Source organism: Paenarthrobacter sp. UW852 (genome assembly GCF_024608385.1).
Lineage (GTDB): Bacteria > Actinomycetota > Actinomycetes > Actinomycetales > Micrococcaceae > Arthrobacter.
In genome coordinates, this window is record NZ_JAMSGY010000006.1 from 199354 (window position 1) to 222937 (window position 23584).

The 23584-nt window shown below is 61.7% G+C and carries 21 protein-coding genes and 1 pseudogene; 10 read left to right on the forward strand and 12 right to left on the reverse strand.

Annotated elements, in window-relative coordinates; genetic code table 11:
* Positions 1-131: 131 nt before the first annotated feature.
* A complete protein-coding gene (locus NEK97_RS12620; RefSeq protein ID WP_257370249.1) occupies positions 132-1769 on the reverse strand; it encodes a sigma-70 family RNA polymerase sigma factor in 1638 nt (545 codons plus the stop codon).
* Between the two features lie 181 nt (positions 1770-1950).
* Here NEK97_RS12620 and NEK97_RS12625 point away from each other — a divergent pair, with 181 nt between their 5' ends.
* Both NEK97_RS12625 and NEK97_RS12630 read left to right on the forward strand, forming a co-directional pair.
* Positions 1951-2502, forward strand: coding sequence for a hypothetical protein (locus tag NEK97_RS12625; RefSeq protein WP_235520281.1), 552 nt, complete (start codon positions 1951-1953; stop codon positions 2500-2502).
* Between the two features lie 64 nt (positions 2503-2566).
* Positions 2567-3157: a hypothetical protein gene (locus tag NEK97_RS12630; RefSeq protein ID WP_257370250.1), complete on the forward strand. Its 591-nt coding sequence runs from the start codon at positions 2567-2569 to the stop codon at positions 3155-3157.
* A 4-nt stretch (positions 3158-3161) separates the two neighbouring features.
* Here the strand turns inward: NEK97_RS12630 and NEK97_RS12635 are convergent, their stop codons facing one another.
* From NEK97_RS12635 to NEK97_RS12650, 4 genes are all read right to left on the reverse strand, one after another.
* Complete coding sequence (locus tag NEK97_RS12635; protein ID WP_235520283.1) at positions 3162-3518, reverse strand: GNAT family N-acetyltransferase; 357 nt, start codon at positions 3516-3518, stop codon at positions 3162-3164.
* A complete protein-coding gene (locus NEK97_RS12640) occupies positions 3515-4876 on the reverse strand; it encodes an acyltransferase (protein ID WP_257370251.1) in 1362 nt (453 codons plus the stop codon). Before NEK97_RS12640 ends, NEK97_RS12635 begins: the two co-directional genes overlap by 4 nt.
* Before the next feature lie 83 nt (positions 4877-4959).
* Positions 4960-6168, reverse strand: coding sequence for an amidohydrolase (locus NEK97_RS12645; protein WP_257370252.1), 1209 nt, complete (start codon positions 6166-6168; stop codon positions 4960-4962).
* A complete protein-coding gene (locus NEK97_RS12650) occupies positions 6165-7580 on the reverse strand; it encodes an MFS transporter (RefSeq protein ID WP_257370253.1) in 1416 nt (471 codons plus the stop codon). Before NEK97_RS12650 ends, NEK97_RS12645 begins: the two co-directional genes overlap by 4 nt.
* Positions 7581-7692: 112 nt before the next feature.
* Here NEK97_RS12650 and NEK97_RS12655 point away from each other — a divergent pair, with 112 nt between their 5' ends.
* Both NEK97_RS12655 and NEK97_RS12660 read left to right on the forward strand, forming a co-directional pair.
* The gene (locus NEK97_RS12655; RefSeq protein ID WP_257370254.1) at positions 7693-8742 is read left to right on the forward strand and encodes an Lrp/AsnC family transcriptional regulator; all 1050 of its coding nucleotides are present in this window, start codon (positions 7693-7695) and stop codon (positions 8740-8742) included.
* Between the two features lie 2 nt (positions 8743-8744).
* Positions 8745-9164 (forward strand): VOC family protein, encoded by a 420-nt coding sequence (locus NEK97_RS12660; protein ID WP_257370255.1) that lies wholly within the window; start codon positions 8745-8747, stop codon positions 9162-9164.
* Positions 9165-9236: 72 nt separating this feature from the next.
* On the opposite strand, the gene NEK97_RS12665 is transcribed toward NEK97_RS12660, so the two are convergent.
* The 5 genes from NEK97_RS12665 to NEK97_RS12685 all read right to left on the reverse strand — a co-directional run bounded on the left by NEK97_RS12665 (position 9237) and on the right by NEK97_RS12685 (position 14535).
* Positions 9237-9629 (reverse strand): DUF1304 domain-containing protein, encoded by a 393-nt coding sequence (locus tag NEK97_RS12665; RefSeq protein ID WP_257370256.1) that lies wholly within the window; start codon positions 9627-9629, stop codon positions 9237-9239.
* Positions 9630-9668: 39 nt separating this feature from the next.
* Positions 9669-10544, reverse strand: a complete 876-nt coding sequence (locus NEK97_RS12670; protein WP_257370257.1) for a class II fructose-bisphosphate aldolase — start codon at positions 10542-10544, stop codon at positions 9669-9671.
* Positions 10544-12019, reverse strand: coding sequence for a GntP family transporter (locus NEK97_RS12675; RefSeq protein ID WP_257370258.1), 1476 nt, complete (start codon positions 12017-12019; stop codon positions 10544-10546). Before NEK97_RS12675 ends, NEK97_RS12670 begins: the two co-directional genes overlap by 1 nt.
* A gap of 103 nt (positions 12020-12122) precedes the next feature.
* Positions 12123-13025 (reverse strand): NAD(P)-dependent oxidoreductase, encoded by a 903-nt coding sequence (locus tag NEK97_RS12680; RefSeq protein WP_257370259.1) that lies wholly within the window; start codon positions 13023-13025, stop codon positions 12123-12125.
* 28 nt (positions 13026-13053) lie between these two features.
* Complete coding sequence (locus NEK97_RS12685; protein WP_257370260.1) at positions 13054-14535, reverse strand: four-carbon acid sugar kinase family protein; 1482 nt, start codon at positions 14533-14535, stop codon at positions 13054-13056.
* Positions 14536-14666: 131 nt separating this feature from the next.
* On the opposite strand from NEK97_RS12685, the gene NEK97_RS12690 reads away from it, so the two are divergent.
* The 5 genes and pseudogenes from NEK97_RS12690 to NEK97_RS12705 all read left to right on the forward strand — a co-directional run bounded on the left by NEK97_RS12690 (position 14667) and on the right by NEK97_RS12705 (position 18979).
* Positions 14667-15464: an alpha/beta fold hydrolase gene (locus NEK97_RS12690; protein WP_257370261.1), complete on the forward strand. Its 798-nt coding sequence runs from the start codon at positions 14667-14669 to the stop codon at positions 15462-15464.
* 77 nt (positions 15465-15541) lie between these two features.
* A complete protein-coding gene (locus NEK97_RS12695; RefSeq protein ID WP_257370262.1) occupies positions 15542-16243 on the forward strand; it encodes a FadR/GntR family transcriptional regulator in 702 nt (233 codons plus the stop codon).
* A gap of 389 nt (positions 16244-16632) precedes the next feature.
* Positions 16633-16896: a hypothetical protein gene (locus NEK97_RS12700; RefSeq protein ID WP_257370263.1), complete on the forward strand. Its 264-nt coding sequence runs from the start codon at positions 16633-16635 to the stop codon at positions 16894-16896.
* Between the two features lie 250 nt (positions 16897-17146).
* Positions 17147-17764 (forward strand): annotated as a pseudogene (locus tag NEK97_RS19960) (zinc-ribbon domain-containing protein); the annotation flags it as partial.
* A 138-nt stretch (positions 17765-17902) separates the two neighbouring features.
* Positions 17903-18979 (forward strand): zinc-ribbon domain-containing protein, encoded by a 1077-nt coding sequence (locus NEK97_RS12705; RefSeq protein WP_257370264.1) that lies wholly within the window; start codon positions 17903-17905, stop codon positions 18977-18979.
* A 20-nt stretch (positions 18980-18999) separates the two neighbouring features.
* Here the strand turns inward: NEK97_RS12705 and NEK97_RS12710 are convergent, their stop codons facing one another.
* Positions 19000-20265, reverse strand: coding sequence for a hypothetical protein (locus NEK97_RS12710; protein ID WP_257370265.1), 1266 nt, complete (start codon positions 20263-20265; stop codon positions 19000-19002).
* A gap of 193 nt (positions 20266-20458) precedes the next feature.
* On the opposite strand from NEK97_RS12710, the gene NEK97_RS12715 reads away from it, so the two are divergent.
* Positions 20459-22369, forward strand: coding sequence for an ATP-binding protein (locus NEK97_RS12715; RefSeq protein ID WP_257370266.1), 1911 nt, complete (start codon positions 20459-20461; stop codon positions 22367-22369).
* 146 nt (positions 22370-22515) lie between these two features.
* On the opposite strand, the gene NEK97_RS12720 is transcribed toward NEK97_RS12715, so the two are convergent.
* Positions 22516-23439: an AraC family transcriptional regulator gene (locus tag NEK97_RS12720; protein ID WP_257370267.1), complete on the reverse strand. Its 924-nt coding sequence runs from the start codon at positions 23437-23439 to the stop codon at positions 22516-22518.
* Positions 23440-23584: the final 145 nt, after the last annotated feature.

Here is a 23584-nt window from a genome sequence, read left to right on the forward strand (position 1 = left end):
GGCTGTTCAGCGGGGACCCCGATACGCGGTGACCCAAACGCCTAGTGGAGGTTGCCGTCAGTTCGTGACGCGAAAAACAAGAGAATTTTTAGTAAGTTTTTTGAACCGCTCAGATGCTCGGCCAGGGACGCTTATCCGTACTGGTTCGCAAACGTCTTGGTGACGATATTCTGCCCGCCAAAAAGGTAGTTCAGTGTTCCGCTGTTGGCCTTCGCAGGCATGGACACTCCCAGCTTGAACGCGAGACTCCCGCGGTCAAGGGAGTCAGTGGTGCATCGGATCCGACGCATCGTGGTATCGGTGGCGGCGCATGTCCATCCCGCCGGAGCCAACGTACTGCCGGCCACGAACGTCGACTGATCCGGCAACGCAAAGACAGCCTCGGCCGACGTCGGAGTTCCGTCGCCCTGGAGGGAGAACGCCACCCGAAGCTCCCTGTCTGTTGGGGTGGAACCAACAACGGCACTGAACGTCGCATCAACCGTTTGGCTCGGAGCCGCCGCCGGAGCGGTTGCTGCAGGCGCCGTCGTCGAAAACACCGTACCGGAGCCCACCACAACGGCACCCCGCGAGGGTGTCGCCGCCGAGGGAACCCCGACGGCGGGTGGTTCCGGCGCTGCTGCCACGGGCAGGTCCGATTCGGGAACCGGTTCTGGGTCCTCCGCTGCGGCGCTGGGCTCAACAGACGGCCTTGCCGACTCAAGCGGAGCTGCCGACTCCTGTCCTGGAGGAACAGTGGCAACTGCCTGGTTTTCAACTGTCGATTGTGAACCGGTATTCATCTGCAACAACCAGACAAGGAGTCCGGCCAGCGCGACTGCTCCCAAGACAATCGACGCCGTCAGCTGCCATGCTTTGCTGATCCCACGGAGTCCCGCCGTGGAAGCATTGCCCGGCACTGCGGTGCTGCCGGCACCCGAAGATGCAGTCCCGGACATTGCTCCGGCTCCGATAGCGGCAATGGCACCAGGTGTGAAGGCCAGCCCAGTGAACAGCGGGAACAGGATGGCACGCATGCCGCCTTGGACATCGTTGAGTTCAATCAGCAGGGCGGTGCACTTGGCACAACTATCCAGGTGGGCCGCGACCTTTTCCTGCGAAGTGCGCTTCAGCGCATTCCGGGCATACTTACCCAGCTGGCTGGCGTACTCATCACAGGCCCGGTCAACTGTCTGGCTGATGTGGTGCTGCAAGTAGGCCTGCCGAAGGCCCTCCCTGGCCCGGATAGCCAAGGACGAAACGCCATTTGGCGTGAGCCCGACGAAGGGCGCGGCCTGCGAGGGTTTCAACCCCTCGATATCCAAGTGCCACAGCACGGCCTGCCAGCGCTCAGGCAGCGATTTGAACGCCTTGGCCATGATGGTGGACTCGAGAGCGCCGATGACGGGGTCATCATCCAGCACCGGAGAATCGAGAATGGCGTCATCCGCCGCGGTTGGCATCCGGCGGGCCTTGCGATTCCTGTCGTGGGCAGTGCGCCGCACCACGGTCAGGAGGTACGAACGGAAGAACTCCTTTGGGCCCTTGCCTTCCTTCAACAGCTGGAAGATGGCGGCGAATGACTCGGCAACAACGTCATCGGCGTCACTTGGGTTGTCAGTCTGTGCACGGGCAACGTACTGGGCAACTTTCAGGTGCCGTTGATAGAGCACATCGAAGGCCTCCGTGACGCCTTGCCGCACCAACGAGATGATCTGGGGATCACTGCCTGAGGCCTCTGCGGAAGTCAGGGACGCCCCTCCGGCCCCACCCGCTAATACTTGATCCATAAACAATAGTGTGCCATCACAAGCTGTGTGACTTGAATCCGCGACCGCTGCCCTGTAGAGAACTTGGTTTTTCGCATCACGATCCGGGCCCTCGCATTACTTGTTAGGCGAGAACTTCCCATCCCCAGAAGCCAAGCGAGGATCCATGGTCGTCAGGCGCCCACGCCCTTTCCTGAAATTAATGCGTGCCACCCACAAAAACCTGCTCGAACAACAGAACGAGATTGTCCGGTCTTTGCCCACCAATCGTTCAGGGCCGTTGGCCCGGAAGAAGAACGCGGGGCATGTCGCCCTCGTCTACGGAGCGGACCGGCCAGTGGCCATACCCGGCGATACCGTCATCTTTACGGCTTGGATCACCAACGACTCCACAAGTCACGTCCGGGATATCACACTGGTGCCAAGGTCCTTCACAAATGAGGGGATGGAGATGCTGGCATACACGTCGGAGCCGGTGGAACGGGACCTTCGCATCGGACTCCTGGCCCCGGGCCAGTCAGTCATGCGCAGTTTTTCCTATTTGGTGACGGAATCCGATCACGTTCACGGCGGCAGCATCATCAGTGCCATGCAGGTGCGCGGTACGTGCCGCGGCCTCGCAGTGCTCGATGAGCACGATGCCATCGTCTCCCTCAGCGGGACGCGAAAGGACTGGCCTTTTGGGCCCACAGGATACCAAGCCCCCGCCCGGACCTCCGGATACCAACCCCAGGCCCACCTTGCCGGGGCCTAGCTCCGAGCTATACCGTGGCTAGGGCAGGAGGCATTCAAAAAGCAGTAAGCAGGGGGAATTCCGCGTGCCGGAGACGATTGCACGCCGGACCATCTATGACCAATTCATGGTGGCCCTGGGTGATGGGTATTGTCCTGAGGAAATGGCCGAGCTACTGGGGCTTCCGATTGCCACTGTTTCGCTTTGGCTGTCACGGCTCGGGAACCTGGCGTCTGACTTTGCCGCCAGCGCCGACGCCCCGCCGCCGCAGGCTGCAACTCCCGACACCCTCCCAAGTCTGACCTTGGTCTACACGCCGGATGTCCTGGAGGCGTGCGCGGGCCAAGTGGTAACTTTCACCGCGAACATCCTTAACGATGACGTAGAGACGCTGCTGGATACCAGCCTGCTTCCGGCACGCCCCCTCGAGGCCACAACTGAGGTAGGTGCCGTCATCTTCGCCGCCATCACGTCACCTTTCGACATGGGCGACCTCCCCGCGGGCGGCATGAGCTCCATCTCGTTCAGCCACAAAGTCTCCGAGCATGAGGCCCGCAGCGGAGGGGAACTTGTGAGCCGCCTTTCCGTCAGGGCCACGAGCACCGGAAGCAACGCCGAAGTCACCGACCAATGCTGTGCCCGTGTGAAGCTCACTTACATCAGGGCGTCCGGATAACCCGCTACTCGTTGTCGGGCTCGCCGGTGGGCGGCTCTGCAGGCCAATCGACATCCTGTTCGTAACCTTCGTGTTTCTTCAGGTAGGCCGCGATATAGGGGCAGTGCGGAATGATGCGTTTGCCGGACGCCACTACGTCGTCCAAGGCAAAGTGGGCGAGCACTTTGGCCAAGCCCTGTCCGTTGAAGCCGGGCTTGGTTTCGGTGTGAATGAAATCGATGTGGCCGGGCCTGTCGAGGAACTGGGAGATCACCGCCAGCTCGCCGTCTACGTGAAGCTCATAGCGGTGAAATTTGTCGTTGCGCACCGTAGTGACGCCAGCGCGGAACGACTCTGCCAGTGAATCCGTGTACTCGGTCATGGTTCGAGATTGGCACTTAAATCAGGCGCTGGCAACGTGGGCGCCTGGGCCTCACTCCTTTCCGTAGCGTTTGCTTCCGGCTCGGCCTGCTGCGGCGTCGGAACCCTGCCCAGCAGCAGGACAGCGAGCGCGAAGCAGGCTGCTCCCCCACCCAGGAGGGAAAGCGTCAGGCCGTTGAAAGCGGCATCAGCGACCGGCACGAAAACCACGACGGCGGCCGTCACCACAGCGACACGTGAGGGACCGCGCGCGTGGTTGGCCGCCGTCGGACGTTCCTCAAGCCGACCGAAAAGCCACACGACCGGGACGAGCAACGTGACGACCGCGGCGAAGACGGGAATCCGCGCCCACCACCAGTCGGAAGTGCTGGCGTCGGGTATCGGCAGGTCCGTCAGCAACAGCAGGCCCGAGAATCCCACCAGCAGCGGAAGATGCCACAAGTAGATGGTCATGGATCTGCGGCCGGCGAGCGCCATTACGGTTTGGACCCATCGGGCACTGGCGACCCACCGCACGGCCGGCTGGAGCAGCTGGAGCGTTGCTGTTTGGGAGATGCCCAAAAGAAGCAAACAGAGGTTGGGTGGGTTGATGTTCACCACCATGTTTCCCGGATAAACAGCCACGCCGGTGACGAGACCCAGCAGGAGGTTGCTGGTCACGACTGCGCCCACGAGCCACGTGCGGCTGCGTCGCTCAAAGAAGCCGTCGGCCATCAGGAAACCCAATTGCTGGACGGCGCACCAAACGAAAATCATGTTGGTGAACGCGAGCACGGGAATGGCTCCGCGGAGGGAATCCACAGTGATAATCGCTGCCACCAGGACACCGAAAACAACGAACGGCGACTTTTGATGCAACCGGGCCATCAGCGGAATGCTCAGTTGCGCGGTCAGGAATGCCGCAAGGAACCACAGAGGCATCGCGGCACCAGCGGTCATGAGCTGAATGACCTGGGGATGTACCCCCATGAGTAACGCCACCCATAGACCGCCCCACATCAGTGCAAGCAAGGCCATGGCGGGGCGCACCAGGCGCAGGAGCCGGAGCTGCGCGAAATCGAAGCCCGTCCCCCCGCGGGCCGCAAGCCGCCGCCACGACTGAAGCCCGGTCACCCCGCCCATCACGAAGAACAACGGAACAATCATGAGGAGCCAGAGCACTGGCGTGAACCAGCTTTGGTCCATGAGGACGTTTTGTGTCTCAACCGTGCCGTCTTTGTGCAGGACAGGACTGACCATCATGCAGTGCGCGGCAACAACCAAGAGCAGGCAGGTGAAACGGACAAGGTCGATCGCCGGATCCCGCCGCACCGCCTCATCCAGGCCGGTGGCAGGGTGTGTTTGCCTGGCTCTATCCATGGCTCTCCCTACGAGCGCACCGCGCGCTGCCTCCATTGTCCGCCCGCTTAGGACAGGGGGCCAGCAGGCGTGCCGTATGAGCCTTACCCGGGCGTCTGATGCAGCAGGCGCTTCCGCTGCTCCGCGTCCATGGCCGCAGCGCACGCCGCAGCGGCCATGCCGAACGATCCATCAAGGACCGCCTTGTCGGCGCCCGCAGAGGCGCCGAATGCTGCGAACTCGGCCGTGTGGTGCACAGCGCCCCGGACGTCGTAGCCCACTATGGGGTGAATGGATGGCACCCTTTGGGAGACGTTGCCCATGTCTGTGGAAGCTACAGGGTCGGTGTTGAACACTACGTCCCTTCCCGTGGCCTTCATTGCTTCCTGGTACGCCCCGGACAGGAACGGATCCTGTTGCAGTTCTGCGTAGTCGTTGCCTTGGGAGTTCAGTTGCAGGGTGCAGCCGCTCGCGTGCGCACCGGCTTCGAGGCAGCGCCGGACCTTGTCCTGGATGAGGCGCAATTGCTCAATACCGGGTGCCCGCATTTCCACACTTGCCCGGGAGCGCTCCGGAATGACGTTGACGGCGCTGCCACCCTCGGTGACGATCAGCGACACGATCGAGCCAACGGGCAGCTGCTGCCGGGCCAAGGCAATGGCCAACTGCGCCACCACCAGCGCGTCCAACGCGTTGACGCCCTCGGACGGCGCTGCTGCGGCGTGCGCCGGGCGACCTTCGAAGACGACGTCCCACATGGACATGGCCAATGACGAGCCGCCCACCACATCCGCTGCGCCGGCGTGGACCATCATGGCCAGTGAGACGTCGTCGAGGAAGCCCGCCTCGATCAGGTCCACCTTTCCCCCGGTGGTCTCTTCCGCCGGAGTTCCCAGGACCTTGACGGTGATGTCCAGCTCTTTGGCCACAGCGGCCAGAGCCAACGCTGCGCCCACCGCGCTGGCAGCGTTGACGTTGTGACCACAGGCGTGCCCAATATCGGGCAACGCGTCGTATTCAACGCAGAGTGCTACCACCAGTTGACCGCATCCTAAGCGCGCGCTGAACGCGGTGGGCTGTTCCGGCTGTTGTTCGTCGAAGGTGAACCCGGCCTTTCGAAGCACCCGCTTGACCCGTTTGACCGCGCGGAATTCCTGGCCACCCAGTTCCGGGTCGGCGTGGATGGCGTGGCTAAGGTCCAGAATGTCCGGTTTCCATCGCTGGACTTCGCGCTCCACTAAAGCCTGGACGTCGGCCAGGGAGGCGGGCACGACGGCGGACCGTGCAGTTTCGCTGTCCAGCCCGGCGGTCATGCCGTCACCTCGGCGGCCTGTCGCTTCGGGTACCGGGCACTGGCCCCTGCGGCGATCAGTGCCGCCACGGCGAGGGCTCCCCAGATGGTCAGCAAACCGGTTTCGGTGATCCGTCCGTTGGCCACAGAGGCGGACGACAACAGCTTGACCACTGCTGCGCCCACGGCGATGCCGACTGACAACGCCAACTCGTTGAGTCCGGCGGCTGTTGACGTTTCTTCCAAGGGCACTCCTTCCACGGACAGCGAGCGGGTGCCCGCTTGGTACATGCCCAGGCTGAGGTTGAACATGGCAAAGCCGACGCAGTATCCGGCGAACGAGTCGTGCGCGAACATCATGACCAGGAACCCTCCAGCCAGCAGAACGCCGGCAAAGACCAACGTGGGCCGCTCTCCGAACTTCCGCAGCGCCCGTGCCGTCAAAAGGGACGCAACCAAGGAAAGTACGGATGCCAGGGCAAGGACAATCGCGATCATCAGCGGACTGAGAGCGAACCCGTACCCTGTTTTGTCCGGGTTGGAGTGCAGGAAGATGCCGTTAGTGCCGAAGTAGCTGATAGAAGCGAAGCCGAAGAAGAACGTTGCCACGGAAATGGCGCGGATCCGCGGCGTGGCCAGCATTCGGAGGTCCATGAACCGCCCACCGGCGGCACTGCCGTAGTCTCGCTTGACCCAGAAGGCCAGCAGGATAAGCCCCAACAAGCCAGCCCCAAGGGTGCGGGCGTCCAGCCAACCCCATTCAGGCGCCATGGAGAGCGCCACCACGAAGCCGATCAGCCCCATTGCGCAAGCCAGCAACGGCGCAAGGGCCATTCCCTCACGGGTCGGGACTCCGGCGTCGGGCAGCAGGAACGAGCAAACAAAGGCGATGACCGCGAATGGCACCGCCACCCAGAATCCGAGTGTTGGGTTGGTGACACCAACGATTCCGGCCAGCAGTCCGCCGGCTCCCACCATGATCATGAGCATGCCGATCATGACACTGACGCCAGTGCGTATGTGGGCGGGGCTGGTGACTCGAAGGATACCCATCATGAGCGGGATGAAGCCCACCACGCAGGTCAACATCACTACACCTAAGGTCACCGTCCATAGCGTCGGCCACAACGCCATCTGCAAAACACCGACCGTCACTACACCCGTGGACCAGCGGAGTATGAGTCGGTAGCCGTAGCTGTCGCCGAGCCTTGAAATGATGGGCGTGAGGACGGCAAAGCTCACATTTGAGATGAGGAAGATGCCGTTGATGGTGGGATCATCAATCTCGAAGACCGGTCCCAGTGCGGGCAGGATGGGGTTCAGATACCCCTGGGTGACACCGCTGAGCGATTCAATGAGAGCCATCGCCAGGATCATGCCTGCGATGGTTTTGCGCGTAGTGGCCGCTGCCGGTGGTGCTGTCTTGCTTGCCATGAGCTTCCTAGAGTCCTGGGCGGATTCGCCGGTGGTGATGCGAGTCACAACGCTATGGCTGTCAGTTATGCTGACGTTCAAATTGTTTGAAACCCACACGAGGAAGTGCGCATTGAACGAATCGGCCATAGTTTCCGAGCTGGACCTCGAAATCGTGAATGCCCTCCAGATCAATCCGCGGGCGGAATGGAGCCGGATTGCGGATGCCCTGGGCCTGTCCGGCCCTACTGTGGCGAGGCGTTGGAACGCGCTGGCCGAACAAGGACTGGCATGGATCACGCCGTCTCCGGGACAGCGCTACCTCAGTGCCGGATGGTCCGCTTTCATCCAGCTCTCGTCTCTGCCCGGCGAAAGCGAAGCCCTGATACAGAGGCTGTGTGAGGTGCCGGCGTTCGGCACCGTTTCCATGGTCACAGGCTCCCACGATGTCTTCATGGATTGCTTTGCGTCCAGCCACGAGGAACTCATGGACATCGTGACCGGAGCCTTTCCTGTGCTGCCTGGCCTCACCCACCGGGAGGTCGTCTTCGTCACCAAGCTTTACCGGCAGGCCTCGGAATGGCGCAGTGGAACACTTGAACCCGCACGCGCGCGGCTGGTCTCAGCTGAAGCCAAGACAGCACCGGCAAGCTACTCGCCGGATCACCTGGACGCCTCGTTGCTTGAGGAACTGGCCAACGACGGACGTGCCTCATGGGCTGAACTGGGAGAAGCCTGCAACGTCTCGCCGCAAACTGCCCGACGCCGCGTGGAACGCTTTCTGGCGTCCGGCTACATCACGCTGAGGTGCGATGCGTCCACTGCGGCGAACCGGGGCCTGCGGGAAGTGACGCTTATGCTCAATGTTCCGGCACAGTACGTGGAGGACGTTGGCCGCTACTTCGCTGCACAGACGAACTGCAGGCTCAGCGCCCAGGTGCTCGGTTCCCACAACCTGGTGGTCACGTTGTGGGTCCGGGACTACCTGGAGGCACAGGCATTTGAGCGCGAATTGGCCGAGCGGGCACCAGGCAGCACGGTGATCTCCCGGCAAGCGGTAGTCCGGACATACAAGCGCCTTGGCCATGTCCTCGACGAATCCGGGCGAAGCCTCAGGGTTGTGCCGCTGCCGCTCTGGAGAGAAGGGTCTGGACGGGCTACGGAAACACCGGCAGGATCATAGCCATGACTACCTCTATTTTCGTGAATTTGCCTGTCAGCGACCTCGAGGCTTCCAAGTCCTTCTACACAGCACTTGGCTATTCCATCAACCCCAACTTCACAGATGACACTGCTGCCTGCGTTGTCTTCAGCAACACCATTTACGCCATGCTCCTGACGCACGCCAAGTTCAGCGAGTTCACCAAGCAGCCCATCGCGGACACCAAGAATTCGACGGCGGCCATTGTCGCCATTTCCGCCGAGAGCCGCGAAGATGTAGATGCTTTGGCGAACAAGGCCCTCGAGGCCGGCGGATCAGAGACGTATGACGCCCAGGATCTCGGATTCATGTACAGCAGGGCCTTCCGCGACCTCGATGGCCACCACTGGGAGGTGCTGTGGATGGATGACGCCGCAGCCCAGGCCGGTCCCCCGGAGCACTAATTTCAACACTCACGTCGCGGCACCGCTGTTCCGTCGTTGCCCAACAGCGGAACAGCGGGCCACCAACGTGTTCTAGCCGAGCGTCACGGCCAAAACGCCCAGGACGACGGCGAGCAGCGGCGTAATGCCTTGGGTGGTGGCTGCGCGGAGGTACTTTTTCCCGCTGGCCGCGAGGACCATCGCTGCCAGGAGCATCGACCCGCAGCTGCTGAACACGAGGGTCCAACCTACCTGTGGAGCCCCGGCCCAGACTGCGATGATGCCGATCAACGCGCCTATGGCCAGGAAGAGGTTGTAGAACCCCTGGTTGTAGGCGAGCGGCTTGGTGGTCTCGGCGTCGGCCTGCGAGGTGAGGCTGAAGCGTTTCCACGTGGATGGCTTGGTCCAGGTGATGGACTCCATGGTGAAGATAAATACGTGAAGCAAAGCCGCAATCAGGGCGAAAATCAGGGAGGCCAGTATCATGGTCTGATCCTAGCCTCCCGTGTTGTTGGGACCGGGCCGTCAGGCGCTCAGCAGCTCCAGCGTGGCGCCCGCGAATGCGCCCGCAGTGCCGTTCCAACGCGCCAACAAACCCTGGAGATTCTCGCCATCTGCCCGGTATGCCGCGGTTTCCGCCTCAAGGGTAGACAGGATGCCGGTGCGTAGTTCAGTGTTGAAGTTCACCTTGCCGACCCGCAGCGAGGGAGCTTTGGCGAGCTCGTCCGCCGGGATGCCCGAAGCGCCGTGCAGTACCAACGGGACGCCGGTCTTCGAGGCAACGTCCTGCAGTACATCCCAACGAATATTGGGCTCACCCTTGTACTTGCCGTGCACATTTCCCACCGCGATGGCCAGCAACTGCGCACCCGTCCGCTCCACGAAGTCGGCCACCTGCGCGGGGTTGGTGAGCCCCTCAACCGGAGTACCGGCGTCGTGCGTTTCACGGGCGGTATCGAATGCCCTGTCCTCATCGCCGGCCAGCCCGCCCAGTTCCGCTTCGATCACGACGTCGGTGCGTCCGGAAGCGTCCAGCGCGGCACGGACTTTGCGGACCAGGGCAATGTTGTCCTCGAACGGCAACGACGAACCATCGGCCAGGACGGCGTCCGCACCGGCGGCCACGGAATCGCGGATGACCTTGAGATCCGAAGCGTGGTCCAGCTGGACGGACACCGGGACGCTTGCGGAGTCCGCCAGGCCGCGGAGGGCTTTGATCAGGCGGAGTCCGTTGGGAGTGGAAGCCGTCTTGGGCGCAACCAGCAGGATGACGCCCAGCCGCGCTTCCTCGGCAGCCGAAACCACGGCCAGGGCGGTGGTGAAGTCGTAGCACGTGAAGGCCGGAACTGCGGAGCGGGAGGCCAGTGCAGAGGCGACCATTGAGTCCAGGGAAGCGCGCATCAGTGGCCCAAGCCTCCCACCAGGATCCAGGCCACGTAGGTGAGGACAAAGCCGGCCAAGCCAAGGATGGTGGTGAGGACGGTCCAGGTCTTCAGGCCGTCGGACACTGTGAGGCCGTAGTAGCGGATGACTGTCCAGAAGCCTGCGTCGGTCACGTGTGACAGGCCCAGTGCGCCGAAGCCGATGGCGATCACGATCACTGCGATCTGGGCGGGCGTGTAGCCGCCTTCCATGACGGCGGACGTGAGCAGGCCGGTGGTGGTCACAATAGCTACGGTTGCCGAACCCTGGGCGGCGCGAAGCGCCAGGGAGATGATGAAGCCGAGCACAATCACCGGCAGGCCAAGGCTGTCCAGCGTATGGGACAGCGCGGCACCGATACCCGAGGTGCGGAGGACTTCACCGAACACGCCACCGGCTGCAACCACCATGAGGATGGAGGCGATGGGAGGCAGCGCGCCTTCGAAGATCTCACCGGTTTCCTTGAGCGACCAGTTGCGGCGAACAGCCAGCAGGAAGAAGGAAAGGGCCACGGCCACGAGGAGCGCGAAGAACGGGTTGCCGATGAACGAGGCCACCCCGTACCAGTAGTTGTCCTTGGCGATGGTGAGGGTGCCAACGGTACCGAGGAGGATCTGCACAATCGGGGCGGCGATCAGGAACATGATCAGTCCGGGGCGCGGCGGAGCGATGGCGCGGGCGCCGGGGCCGTCGTGGCCGACGCGGCCGACGCGGACCAGTGAATCGGAGCCGAATTCTTCAACTTGGGCTTTGACGCCGGGAAGGAGCTCGTAGTCCTTGCGGTTCATGATGCTGGCAACCCAGTAGGACAGGAAACCGAGCGGCACGCAGATGATCAAGGAAATCATGGTGATGAGGCCGATGTCGGCTCCGAAGACACCCGCGCCCGCAACGATGCCCGGGTGCGGCGGGACTGCCACGTGAATGGAGAGCATGATGCCGGCCATCGGGAGGCCGAACTTGACGGGGTGGACCTTGGCGATCTTCGCGAAGGCGTAAACAATGGGCACCAGGACGATCACGCCCACTTCGAAGAAGACCGGGATGGCAACCAGGAAGCCGACGGCGGTCAACGCCACCGCAACGCGTTTGGCCCCGAGCTTCTCAGTGAAGTGGGTTGCCAGAGACTGCACGCCGCCAGAGACTTCGATCATCCGGCCAAGGATGGCGCCCAAGGCAATCAGCAATGCGACCTTGCCCATGGTGCTGCCCACACCGTTGGTGACCACGGTGAAGATGTCCTTCAACGGAATCTGCGCGGCAACAGCTACCAGGATGCTCACCGCAAGGAGGGCGACGAAGGCCTGGATCTTGAAGCGGATGATCAGCACCAGGAGCAGTGCGATGCCTGCTGCCGCGATGGTCAGCAGGAGGGGTGTTCCCAGCTCCACAGCGGGTTTGATGGCGGGGGCGTCGGCCGCCCGAACCATCAGCGAGTTGACGAGGGGGTTCATTGGGGGTGTCTCCTTTGACATACCAGCCCTAAGAAGGCCGATTGGAGGTGCGACGACGGCGGAGGGGGGACCGCCGTCGTCGCGGGTTCTGTGATGGGGGTGGTTAGGCGGTGCGCTTCGTGGGCGCAACAACCTTGATGACGGCGGAGTCGTCGGCGGCAGCGAGGCCCTGGGCCTGGCCGAGCAGATAGAGCTGTTCAGCGGCGGCGGCTACGGGTGCGGCAAGGCCGGCGGCCCGTGTTGCCTTGCCCACGATGCCCATGTCCTTGACGAAGATGTCCAGGCGGCTGAGGACCTCGGCGCCATCCTCCGTGTAGGCCTCGAGGATGCGTGGGCCGCGGTTGGAGAGCATGAAGGAACCGGCAGCGCCGGCTTCAAGGGCGGCGAGGGTCTTTGCCTGGTCCAGTCCCAGTGCGTCGGCAAGGGCCATGGCTTCAGCCGCGGCGGCGATGTGCACGCCGCAGAGGAGCTGGTTGACGGTCTTGAGTGCCTGTCCGTCGCCGGGCTTGTCGCCCACGATGCTCAGCGTGGAGGCCAGGAGTTCCAGGGCCGGGCGGGCCTTCTCGAGCGCTTCAGGCTCGGCGCCCACAACGATCAGCAGGTCGCCTTCACTGGCACGCTTCGGGCCGCCGGACAGGGGAGCATCCACCAGGGCCACGCCGTATTCAGCGAGCTTGGCAACGGTGGTCGGGATGGCTTCCGTGCCAACCGTGCTGCCAAGGATCACGACGGCGCCCGGCTTCAGTACCGAGGCAACGCCGTTCTCGCCAAAGAGGACATCGTTGAGCTGTTCGCCGTTACGGACCGCCAACAACAACGCGTCGGCGTCCTGGAAAGCTTCACGGGCCGAGGCGAAGGTCTTGATTCCGGCTGCCGCTGCGAGTTCAAGGCGGGGCTCAGCGATGTCGAAGCCGTGAACGGTCAGCTCGGATGCGAGCCGGGTTGCCATGGGCAGGCCCATGGCGCCAAGGCCCAGGACGGTGACGGTGTAGTTGCTGCTGGTCATGGTGTTCTCCATTGAATTTCGGATGCTTTTAGAAGGTGGCGCTGAGCTTGCGGGTGACCTGGGTCAGGGATTGGTCGTCGCCGACGTTGCCGGCAAAGACGATGTACGGGATGCCCTTCGCGGGACCATCCACCGGCTCCCAGAGCGAGACGATGCCCGGCAGCATCGGTCCGCGGACAATCGCGTGGCGGATTTCCAGGCCGTGCGCCGCGACGTCCGAGGACGTGATGCCGCCCTTGGCAATAACGAATCGAGGCGGGAACGTTTTGAGCGTGCGGTTCACCACGGCCACGACGGCGGCGGAGACGGTGCGGGCGATCTTCAGGCTCGCCGCGGCGTCGTCGGTCTTGATGAGGAGGCGGCTGGTGTGGACGATCACATCGCCTTCGCGAAGAGCGCTGACGACGTCGGACACGACGGTTCCGATGTAGGCATCGGCCTCCGCACCGAGCAGCCGCTCTACATCGATCTCGATGGTCCGCGCCGAGCTGTGCTCTGCGGTGAGGTTGTTCAGTTGGCGGGTGGTGACGCCCACATGGGAGCCCACAACGATCAAGCCGCCTGCAGTAGAGGGAGTGTTGCCGGCGTAGGCTTCCTCGGCGGTGAGGGCCGCGCGGATCTCCTGGCCAATCCGGCCACGGACGAACGGCGGACCAACGCGGTAGAGGAGCTTCTTGCCGTGTCGTTCAGCTTCTTCCAGGCCCAAGGCCAAGGCACGGAAGTCGTTCTCGGTGACGATGTCGGCCACGATCGGGGTGGAGTTGGTGGCAGACTCCAAGGCGTCGGCGATGGCCTTCGCGGAAATGGCGGGGTCCTGGGCAGAGGCACCGGCGCGGATGATGTTCAGGTCCAGGACGATCACGCTTTCTGCAGCGAAGCGGCCCTGCGACTTCTCCTCCACATACTTGGCCATCTCCGAGTTGGCGAAGCCGAAGCTTGCGTCCTTGGCGAATTCCGTCTCCGCCACCGGGGTGAGCGATCCGGCATCGCCGCGCATGTAGTGCACACCGCCGATGGTGACCCGGCCGGCGTCGGGGAAGGCAGGAACGATGACTACGCCGTCGGTTGCTTCACCGGTTTCAGCGGCGACGGTAGCGGCGATGACGTCGGGCTCCAACGGGTAATGGCCGCGGAGGGTGGAGTCGCTGCGGCTGACGAAGCCGAGCTTCACACCGGCCGGTCCGGCCGCGGCCAATGCATTGCGCACGACCTCTTCGTTACGGGATGCGGCTTCGGCGGGGTCCAGGCTGCGGGTGTTGGTGAGGACGTAGACGGCAGGCTTGGTGTTGTTTTCACTGATGTGGGTGAAGGCCCACGTGAAGTCCTGGACATCCCAGCGGGTGAGGACCGCGAGGCCTGCGACGGACTGCGTGCCGGTGGGGTCGTCGTCGAGGACCACCAGGATCTTCGGGGCAACGGCGGAGGACGCTGCAACGGCGTCGGCCACGAGCTGCGCGGGGATCTGAACTTCCGCCGGGAAAGCGGCCAGAACGTCGGCTTCAAAAGTCACTTTGCACTCCATCGTGGGAAATCTCTGTTGCTGTTTAGTGAATGTAAGATGTCAGACATCTAACATTTGAATGCCAGTGTGACACACAGCTCTTCCCTGCGCAAGATGCCCTGCGTCACTAGGCTGGGGCCATGGCTGACAGTGCGGTTCCGCTCCCCTTCGTGGACGTTCGCACGCCTGCCGACGCCGGCGATCACGTGCCGGCAGTACTGATCCACGGCTGGGCATCCAGTTCGTCGTACTGGGAACCGCTGGTGGAGAAACTGCTCGACGGCGGCCGGTCGGCGTGGATTCTGGATCTCCCCGGGTACCACCCGGGTGAGGAGTTGTCCGGCTTCGACTGGACACTGGACTCGGCCGCGAAATCCGTTGCGGCGGCCATCAAGAAACGCGGCGGCAAGCCGGTGCATTTGGTAGGGCACTCCATGGGCGGAAGCGTCGCCCTGACGGTTGCGGCCAACTATCCGGAGCTGGTGGCGACGGTTGCGTTGGTGGGAATGGTGCCAGCCCCGCCAAATGAGGGATTCAGGGCCATGTTGGTGTCCCAGTTGGAACAAGGATTCTTCGACGCGGCCACCAAGGCGAAGCTCATGAAAGCCTGGTACGGGCCACTGACCGACCAAGAGATGGCAAGGCTGGGCAAAGGCTTCGACGTACCCTTCCCGGTGCTGTCCGCCAGCGCGCTGGCGGCGATATCCGGCGTCGAACCGTCAGTACCCGGGCGCGTCCAGGCGCCCTTGCTGGTCATCGCCGGAACCGGGGACCGGGTGCGTTCCATCGACCAGATGCGTGAATTCGTGGCTGCAGAACGCAACCGAAAACTGAAGACCATTCCCGATGCGGGTCACAACGTGCACTGGGAACGGCCGGATGAATGTGCCCAAGCGGTGCACGGGTTTTGGAGAACGAGCTGGCAGCCGCCAGCGTAAGATGTCTGACATCCATCCGGTCCCGCGGGAAAATCCACAGGGCGCCGGGCGGAGCGAAGGACAGGAAACGGGGAAATATGGCACGCAAGTCGCTGGTCGGCGTCGTAGCTGATGAGTTGCTGGACCGCATTGTGGCGGGCGAATTCCCGCCCGGAACGGTGGTCCCGGGCGAGCTTGAACTCAGCGCCAAGCATGAGGTGAGCCGCATGACCGTGCGCGAAGCCATGAAAACCCTCGAAGCGCAGCGGATCCTCAGCGTGGAGCGAGGCCGTGGCACGTTCGTGAATCCCTTGAATCAGTGGGCCTCCCTCGAAGCTGTCTTGCGCGCAGCTTCCGAAGGAACCAAGGACGCCGCGGCTGCCATCCAGCTGATCGAGCTTCGTCGGATGCTCGAGACCGGCGCTTGCGAGCTGGCCGCCGAACGGATTTCGGACGATGAACTCGCGGCCCTCAGGGAGCACGTGGAAAAGATGCAATCCGCACACGAAGTCAACGACCTCGCCGGATTTGTGGAAGCCGACCTCGCCTTCCATGACGTGATCCTCCATGCTTCCGGCAACGTGTTTGTGGCCGTCCTGTTCGAACCGCTGCACCGTGTCCTTGAAGCCCGACGCACGGAAACCTCGGCATTCCCCGAAATCCAGGAACACGCAATCGGGCACCACCGGAAGATAGCCGCCGCCCTGTCCTCCCGGGATCCGCATGAAGCCCGGCTCGCCATGGACGCCCACATGCAGCAGACCCTGGACGACCTGAAGACGTACGTACTGGAGGCGTGAGGACCGCGTGAATACGCGGTCCTTCCCCGTCCGCGACCGCCCCGCTGGCTAAGCTGTTCGCCCGGGCGCTGCCGACGGACGAATAGCGGCCTATCTGGAAGGAGCCCAGCTCAAGTTCCTGCAGGTCGTTGGTGAGGCGGGTCCAGAGCATCTCCATGTGTGCGGACCCAGCGGGGGACGGGGCAGGACGATCCGCAGGCCCTGCGCACTGTCACCCCTCTCGTCCGGGACGTGCGCCACGGGACCAAGGCACATCGAGAGCGATCAGGGCTTTTGCCAGACGCCTATTCCGAAGAGTTTCGGCTTAGCTCTGCCATGGTCGAGTCCACCCCCTCCACCCCGATCACCACAGCGGCAGGGCTGCGGTAGGTCATGAGTGTCTACCCCAGATGGCCTCCGCGCGTCTGGCCAAAAACGGACCGCAGGCCCAAGCGTTGACAGCGTTCGCGGCGACGTCGCCCTTCAACCCGAACGAGAAATACCTCCCCGGGACCTGCCGGGTCCTCCCTGCACCCACGGCGGACTCGGTCCCGCTCACCAAAGCCGCCCAAGCCCTCCTCCCTCAGGTCTATGACGGCGTGAAATATGTCAGGGCCAGGATTCTGGTCACCGACCTGCTCCCACCGGCAACCAGAAACCCCTGGGCATCTTAGAGACCCCACGAAGAAGCACTGCACCGGCACACTGTCGTGCTGGACCAGCGCAGTGCTGGTTACAGGGAAACGGTCTTCATTCGTCTCCGGCCCGCTAAGATGTCGGCGCCCCACCCGGGTGAGCTGATGCCCTAGGCGCTTGTTCTCATTTGCTTTTGCGGGGTAGGCAGCACTTGAAAGTTCACGATGCTCTGGAGTGTCAAACTTGGTGTGCACGTGTGCGCCGTCCAGCGCTCCGTACTCTAAACATATGACAACACCGACGGCACCAAAAAGGGGTCGACTCCTCTCCAGTGTGACGCCAGAACTGGCCTCGCAGTTTGCTGTGGAACGGAATCCCGGGACCATATTCAGCGAGCTCAGCGCCGGGTCTCCTAAGAAAGTGTGGTGGAAAGGGCCTTGTGGTCATGAATGGGAGGCATCCCCCTACAACAGGCGTTTGGGCCAGGGATGCCCTTTTTGCGCTGGGAATCGCGTACTCCGCGGATTCAACGACCTAGCAACTGTTATCCCGGCCCTGGCGGCAGAATGGCACCCTACGCGCAACGGCGACATACTTCCGACCACTGTTACACGGAGTTCGGGCAAGAAGGTCTGGTGGATTGACGCGCTCGGGCATGAATGGGAAACGAAGGTAAGCGATAGAGCCAAAGGCAACGGCTGCCCCTACTGCAGCGGAGCGAGACTCCTGCCAGGGTTCAACGATTTGGCCACGAAACTCCCCCAGTTAGCAGAACAATGGCACCCATCCCGAAATGACCTCAAAGCCACCGAGGTCGCCCCTAAGTCCAATTCAAAGGCCTGGTGGATCTGTCCTCTCGGCCACGAATGGTACGCGAAGATACTAAACCGGGCGTACGGCAATGGGTGTCCAGTCTGCAAGCTCCCCCGCGGTGAAGAGTTTGCGGCAGAGAAACGCCGCCGACGAGCTGCGGGAAAACCTGTACGCCGTCGAACCCACGACCCACACCGGGTATCACAGGCTCTTGTACAGGGCCACAACGACATGGCAACCACGCACCCTCTACTGGCTGCAGAGTTTCATCCGGTCAGAAACCTACCCTTCACCCCAGAAACAGTCGTTGCCGGCACGGCTAAAAGGATATGGTGGCGGTGCCACAACGGGCACGAGTGGGAGACGACCGGCAACTCGCGCGCTTCAAGCGGCACAGGCTGCCCGACATGCGCTGGCCAGCGCATCCTCCAGGGATATAACGATCTCGCCACAGTGCGGCCTGACATTGCCGCGGAGTGGCATCCAACGAAGAATGCCGAGCCCCCCTTTGATGTCACCGTCAGCAACGGCAAGAAAGCATGGTGGCTTGCCCCTTGTGGCCACGAATGGCAGGCGGTCATTGCCAGCCGCACAGGACAAGGCGTCGGGTGCCCAGTTTGCTCCGGACGCAAGACCCTCGAGGGGTACAACGACTTGGCGACACTCCGTCCGGACGTGGCACATTCGTGGCACCCTTTAAGAAATGGCGAAATTACGCCGTCGCAAGTCAATCAGTACTCGAACAGCCAGCGATGGTGGCTCTGCGGCAAGGGCCACGAATGGAAATCAACGGTAAACAATCGTTCTCATGGTCAAGGGTGCCCATTCTGTTCTGAAGGTGGTGGGTTCAAACGCGGAAAACCTGGATACGTTTATTTCCTCGAGCACAAGGAACTTCGTTCTTTCAAGATCGGAGTGACCAACATCGGAACACACCGCCTCGAACAATTCAAGGCGGAGGGGTGGACTGTCCTCCACCTACATTCTTTCGCCGACGGCAGCCACGCTCTCGCAGTCGAGGGAGCCATCAAACATTGGTGGCGTGCCGAACTCAAGCTCCCGCCTTGGCTTGGTCCCGAAGACATGATGCAGACTAACGGATGGACTGAAACGGTCAGTTCCGATGAACTGACCACACTGGAGTGCGTGAAACGAATCCAGTCCCAGGCAGAGTTAGTCCAGCGCCTGCAGTTTCCCGTTCTAAATGTGGAACAGTCTTCTCCAGAAATTGGTCCGGCTTCGGATATTACGTTTTCTACCGCATATGGGCCGATTCAGGACACACAACCGTCAAAGCTGAGGCCGTAGCGAATCAGCAAGTAAGTTGCCTAAGCAGGGTCGGCGTTCTCCTCCCATGGAACGGGTAGCCTGTTCTGCTTGATAAAGCTTCGCCACCAAGAGATACAGTCGGAGGCAAGAGTGCGCGCGTCATGATCCTGTGGTTCAGGTGCCTCCGGATTCCAGGCGGTGACCGTCACCGTCGGCGACCATTTGCCGATGCCCTGCGGCATCGTTACTGACATCACTCGCGCAGTTACTTTTTCCGGCTGCCCCTTGCGACCTTCTCGCGTGTGGTGCTTCGATGTGCTCGCTATGGCCTCACAGAGCACCATCGGATCGGCGTTCCAGGCCGCCTTCACAACCTTTTCTGCAACCTCGGCCGGAAGCTGCGTATCGCGCTTTATCCATTCAACAAGGTGCCAGCAGTCTTCAAAAAACCTTAAGAGCCGGTGCCTGATGACGCGATTATCAGTGCCTTCAGCGAGGAAAGCCTCTTCGACGGCCTCATAATCGCGGATCACATCATCCCACTTGCTGAGCCAGGGCTCAGCCTCCGAATAGCCGACTTCCACTACGACGGCTTCCAAAGTCCCCGAGCCGGTGAGCTCAAGATCTCCGGCCGCTGATGTGGCTCCGCAATGAGGACATGTCATCACCCCATTGGCCATCCCAGCTCGGCAACCTCCGCAAACAGTCTTCATGTCACGGGATGCTGTTGCTGCCTGCTCCGCCTTGTTTCTCTTGTATAGATCAATCCCCTTTTTCACACTGATAGAAGCGGCGATAACACCACCAAAGAGTGCGGCACCAAGCAGTATTTTTCCCCAGTCAATTTCGGGTCTGGCTTCGTCTTCTGCATCTTCAGCATGGCCTGCGCGGTAATTTGCATCCGCTTCGACTCGCGCGGCATTCCTTGCGTCACGCCGGGTTCGCCTATCATCGGCGATATCCGTACGCACCTTCGTGAGCTTTTCTGCCGAGACATCAAGAGCTTCCAAGATGGTGGGGTCAAAACGTGTAGTCTCCCATGAGCGGTACGCGACACCACCATACCCATTGTCATGATGGCGCTGAACTCCGAAGGTCTTGCCCTTTGATGTGAGGCCGTAAGCCCCAGGGCGTCCATAGTAGAAGCCCTGATCCAACAGTAGGCGATTGATTTCTTCCGGAGTGGCTCCAACCTCAGCCCCAATCTCAGTGGCCGAGAGCCCAAGACTACCCATGACGTACCCCATCCACCCCGCTGCCCAGTTCGGTGTCCATTGTAGAGTGCCGCATGCACCAATGCCGTCGCCTGCCAAATACTTATGCATTCGTGTATCACTCCGCCACCAGCTCCTTGGAAGTGGAACGGCGAAGATGGCAGGAACTTTTCGTGGGCCGCCGTTCAACACCCCCTAGGAAAAGAGGCTCGCGCTCCCTCGCAGTACTGAGGTCTTTCACCTGTGACGCCCGGTACGATAACAGCAACGAATTCGACGGTTCAGCGCAATAGCTTAGGGGATCATGACCACGCCCGACTTCCACCCCGCAACCCAGGTTGTGGCATCACCCCCCGGACTCGCCCTTCAGCGCGATGATGAAGGCGACGGCGACTCAATTATTGAGGAACTCCTTGAAGAAGCTAGACGTGAAGCGGCCGAAAGAGCGACGCTTGTCCAGCCAATCAACAGCATCAAACTGACTCGCTTCAAGCAATATCAGGCCCTTGATCTGGCTCTAAACCCCAACCTGACCCTGATGGCAGGAAGCAACAATTCTGGAAAGTCGTCCATCCTGCATGCCCTGGCCGTATGGGAGTTTTGTCGCCTCGCAACAACTATGGAGCGCGGTGGAGTCGCCGGACTCCACCCGAATCGCGTGGGCGTACAGGGATTCGGCATCGGCGATGATGAGTTCTCTCCGATCAATATTCCTTCCCTCAAACACCTATGGACTAACTTGAAGCCTGGACGCACAAACCCCGGGCAAGATGGATATACGTTGAATATCGGCGTTCAATGGACGACAGCTATCGGGCTCAAGCACCTCACATTTGGCCTATCTCTGGCCAACGATCGTTTGTTCATTCGGGTCGATGCGTCCAATCTCGCTGCGGGCGACGCAATCCCCCGCATTGCTTTCCTGCCGCCCTTTGCTGGAATCTCCGCGCACGAACAGAGAGTGAGTGGAGCAGTTCGACGGCGGCGAATAGGTGAGGGCTTGGCTGGAGCTGTTCTCAGAAATCTCCTCTTGGACATGCAGCAAGAAAATGCCAGAAAACGGTCAGTCCTTCGAAACTCCGGGACTCGTGGTGGCCAATCAAAGATCAAGGACAAAGACCTCGATGATCTACGTCAGTCGGATCCGTGGGAGATATTGCAGCAGACGCTGCGTGAGGTCTTCGGAGCCGAACTTGCGGTCTCCGAATTTCAGGAGGAGTACCACTCCTACATACAAGTTCTTGTGGTCAAGGGGACACTGAGCGGACATAAATTGACTCCGCACAAGGGTTTTACTAAACGCGACCTGATGGTGGAGGGGAGCGGCTTTCTGCAATGGCTCAGCGTCTTTGCTCTGGCCACGAGCCCCGATGTGGATGTGTTGCTGCTCGACGAACCGGATGCCCACCTCCATCCCCAACTGCAGAAAGAGCTGGTCAATCGACTCGAGAAGCTGACCAAAGCCTCAAACAAGCAAGTATTCGTAGCAACCCATTCAAGCGAAATTCTCAGGAGTGCGTATCCAGAACGAATTTTAGAATTTCGCAGAGAAGACTCGCCAAGGTACCTGACTGCAGACCATCACAAAGTCGGGCTCTTGGAAGGGCTCGGTTCGCATTACGCACCCCGAATGGACCAAATGCGGCGTACCAGGAAGGTCTTCTTTCACGAGGGGACCTCGGATTTGGCCGTCCTTCGCGCAGCTGCAAAAGTCGTGGGCACACAGCTTTCTGAAGACTGGATACCTTGGAGAACCGAACGTAGCCACAAGGAAAGAAAGATGCTCTGGATGGCCCTGAAAGAGGAGATCCCTGGGCTTACGGCCATCAGTCTTCGAGACCGCGACGAGGAAGAAGTCAACACGGTGGGTCCCGAGCTGCAAGACAGGGGGCAAACCGCAAGTCCCGGTTTCGACATGCGTAAATGGCGCCGGAGACACATAGAGTCCTACCTTGTCGCGCCGAAAGCAATGTCAGCGGCATCTGGCAAGTCAGAGTCACATATTCGTGAACATCTCGAAGAGGAACACGCCCTGGCTATCAACGACTCCTATTTCAAGCATCACTGTCCCGATACGCTCTTGGAAATCCGGGGAAAGTCAATCCTGCAGGGACTTCATCTGACAGCTGCTGCTGTTGCCGGACATCTGACACCAACGGAAGTCTGCGATGACCTAAAGACCATGGTCACCCTACTGGCCGACTCTGAACAGTAGGGTGGGACAACCGTGCTGGCGGCAACACGTCAGTTGGCCTGTTCTGGTCCGTAGACGTCTTCACGACCCCGAACTGAGTGGAACAAGGCAACCCCTGGATGACCTGAAGACGTACGTACTGGAGGCGTAGCCTCCGCGTCCGCAACTCAGCGGCGCAGGCTCTCCGACGGCAGCTCGCCGAAAGTCTTGAGATACAGCGCCGAGAACCGCCCTTGGTGCGTGAATCCGCAGAGCTCCGCCACCGCCGTGACGCTCTGCTCCCGCGGGTCGGCCTCGAGCAGCATCTCCCGGGCCCGGTCCAGCCGGATGCTCCGCAGCAACTCCGACGGCGTGGCGCCGGTCTCCGCCCTGAGCGCGGTCTGCAGGGTCCGGACGGACACGCCCAGGCACTCCGCAATGTCCGGGACGGTGAGTTCTTCGAAGGCGTGGCGCTCCAGTAGCTCACGGCACTCACGCACCAGCCTGCTCTCGGCTTCGGGATCGCGGACGTCGTCACCTGGGCGTTCCATGGCCATCAGCAGACGCGACACCATGCTGTCCGCCAGGAGCCCCTGGACAAACACAGGAGCGGCACTAGCCGGTCGGCTGATCATATCGTCGTGAAGTTCGACGACAGCCCTCAGGAAGGCTCGACCTGCCCCACCGCTGAGGTCCATACCGTACCCCAGGTCCACGGCCCCATCGCCGTACAACTGCCCGGCGACGCGCTCCAAGGCCGGGCGGCGCACATAGACGATCAGGTGCGGGCTGCCACCGTCCCAGCTCATGGAAAACGGCTTATCGATCGGAGGGACGCTGGCCATAGTGGGACTGGACTCCACAATGGTGGACCCCACCTGCATGGTCGCATGGCCCGCCAACGGAATCTGCACAAGGTGGAAATCCTGCAAGCCCTCGGGGTCGATTCGGACGTCCGCGCCGTAGTCCAGGAACTCGATTCCAACATCGGCCCGATGAAGGGACCGCAACTTCATGTCCACGGCGGATGTCCTGGTCCGCGGCGCCAGCTCGTGGCTGCAGAACAGTTCGGCAATCTTCGCGTGGGCTTCGTCCACGTCCTTGGTGGCCATTGTCGGTCGTCCCCGCAGAACGTCCCGGGGAAGAATCCTCACCATCCGCCACCTACTTCACAGGGTTTTTTGCAGCTTTCGCCTTTCGGATGATCCCCGCGCCATGTGGATATTCCGGAGTGCAGCGGCTGTCTAGAGTCGCTTT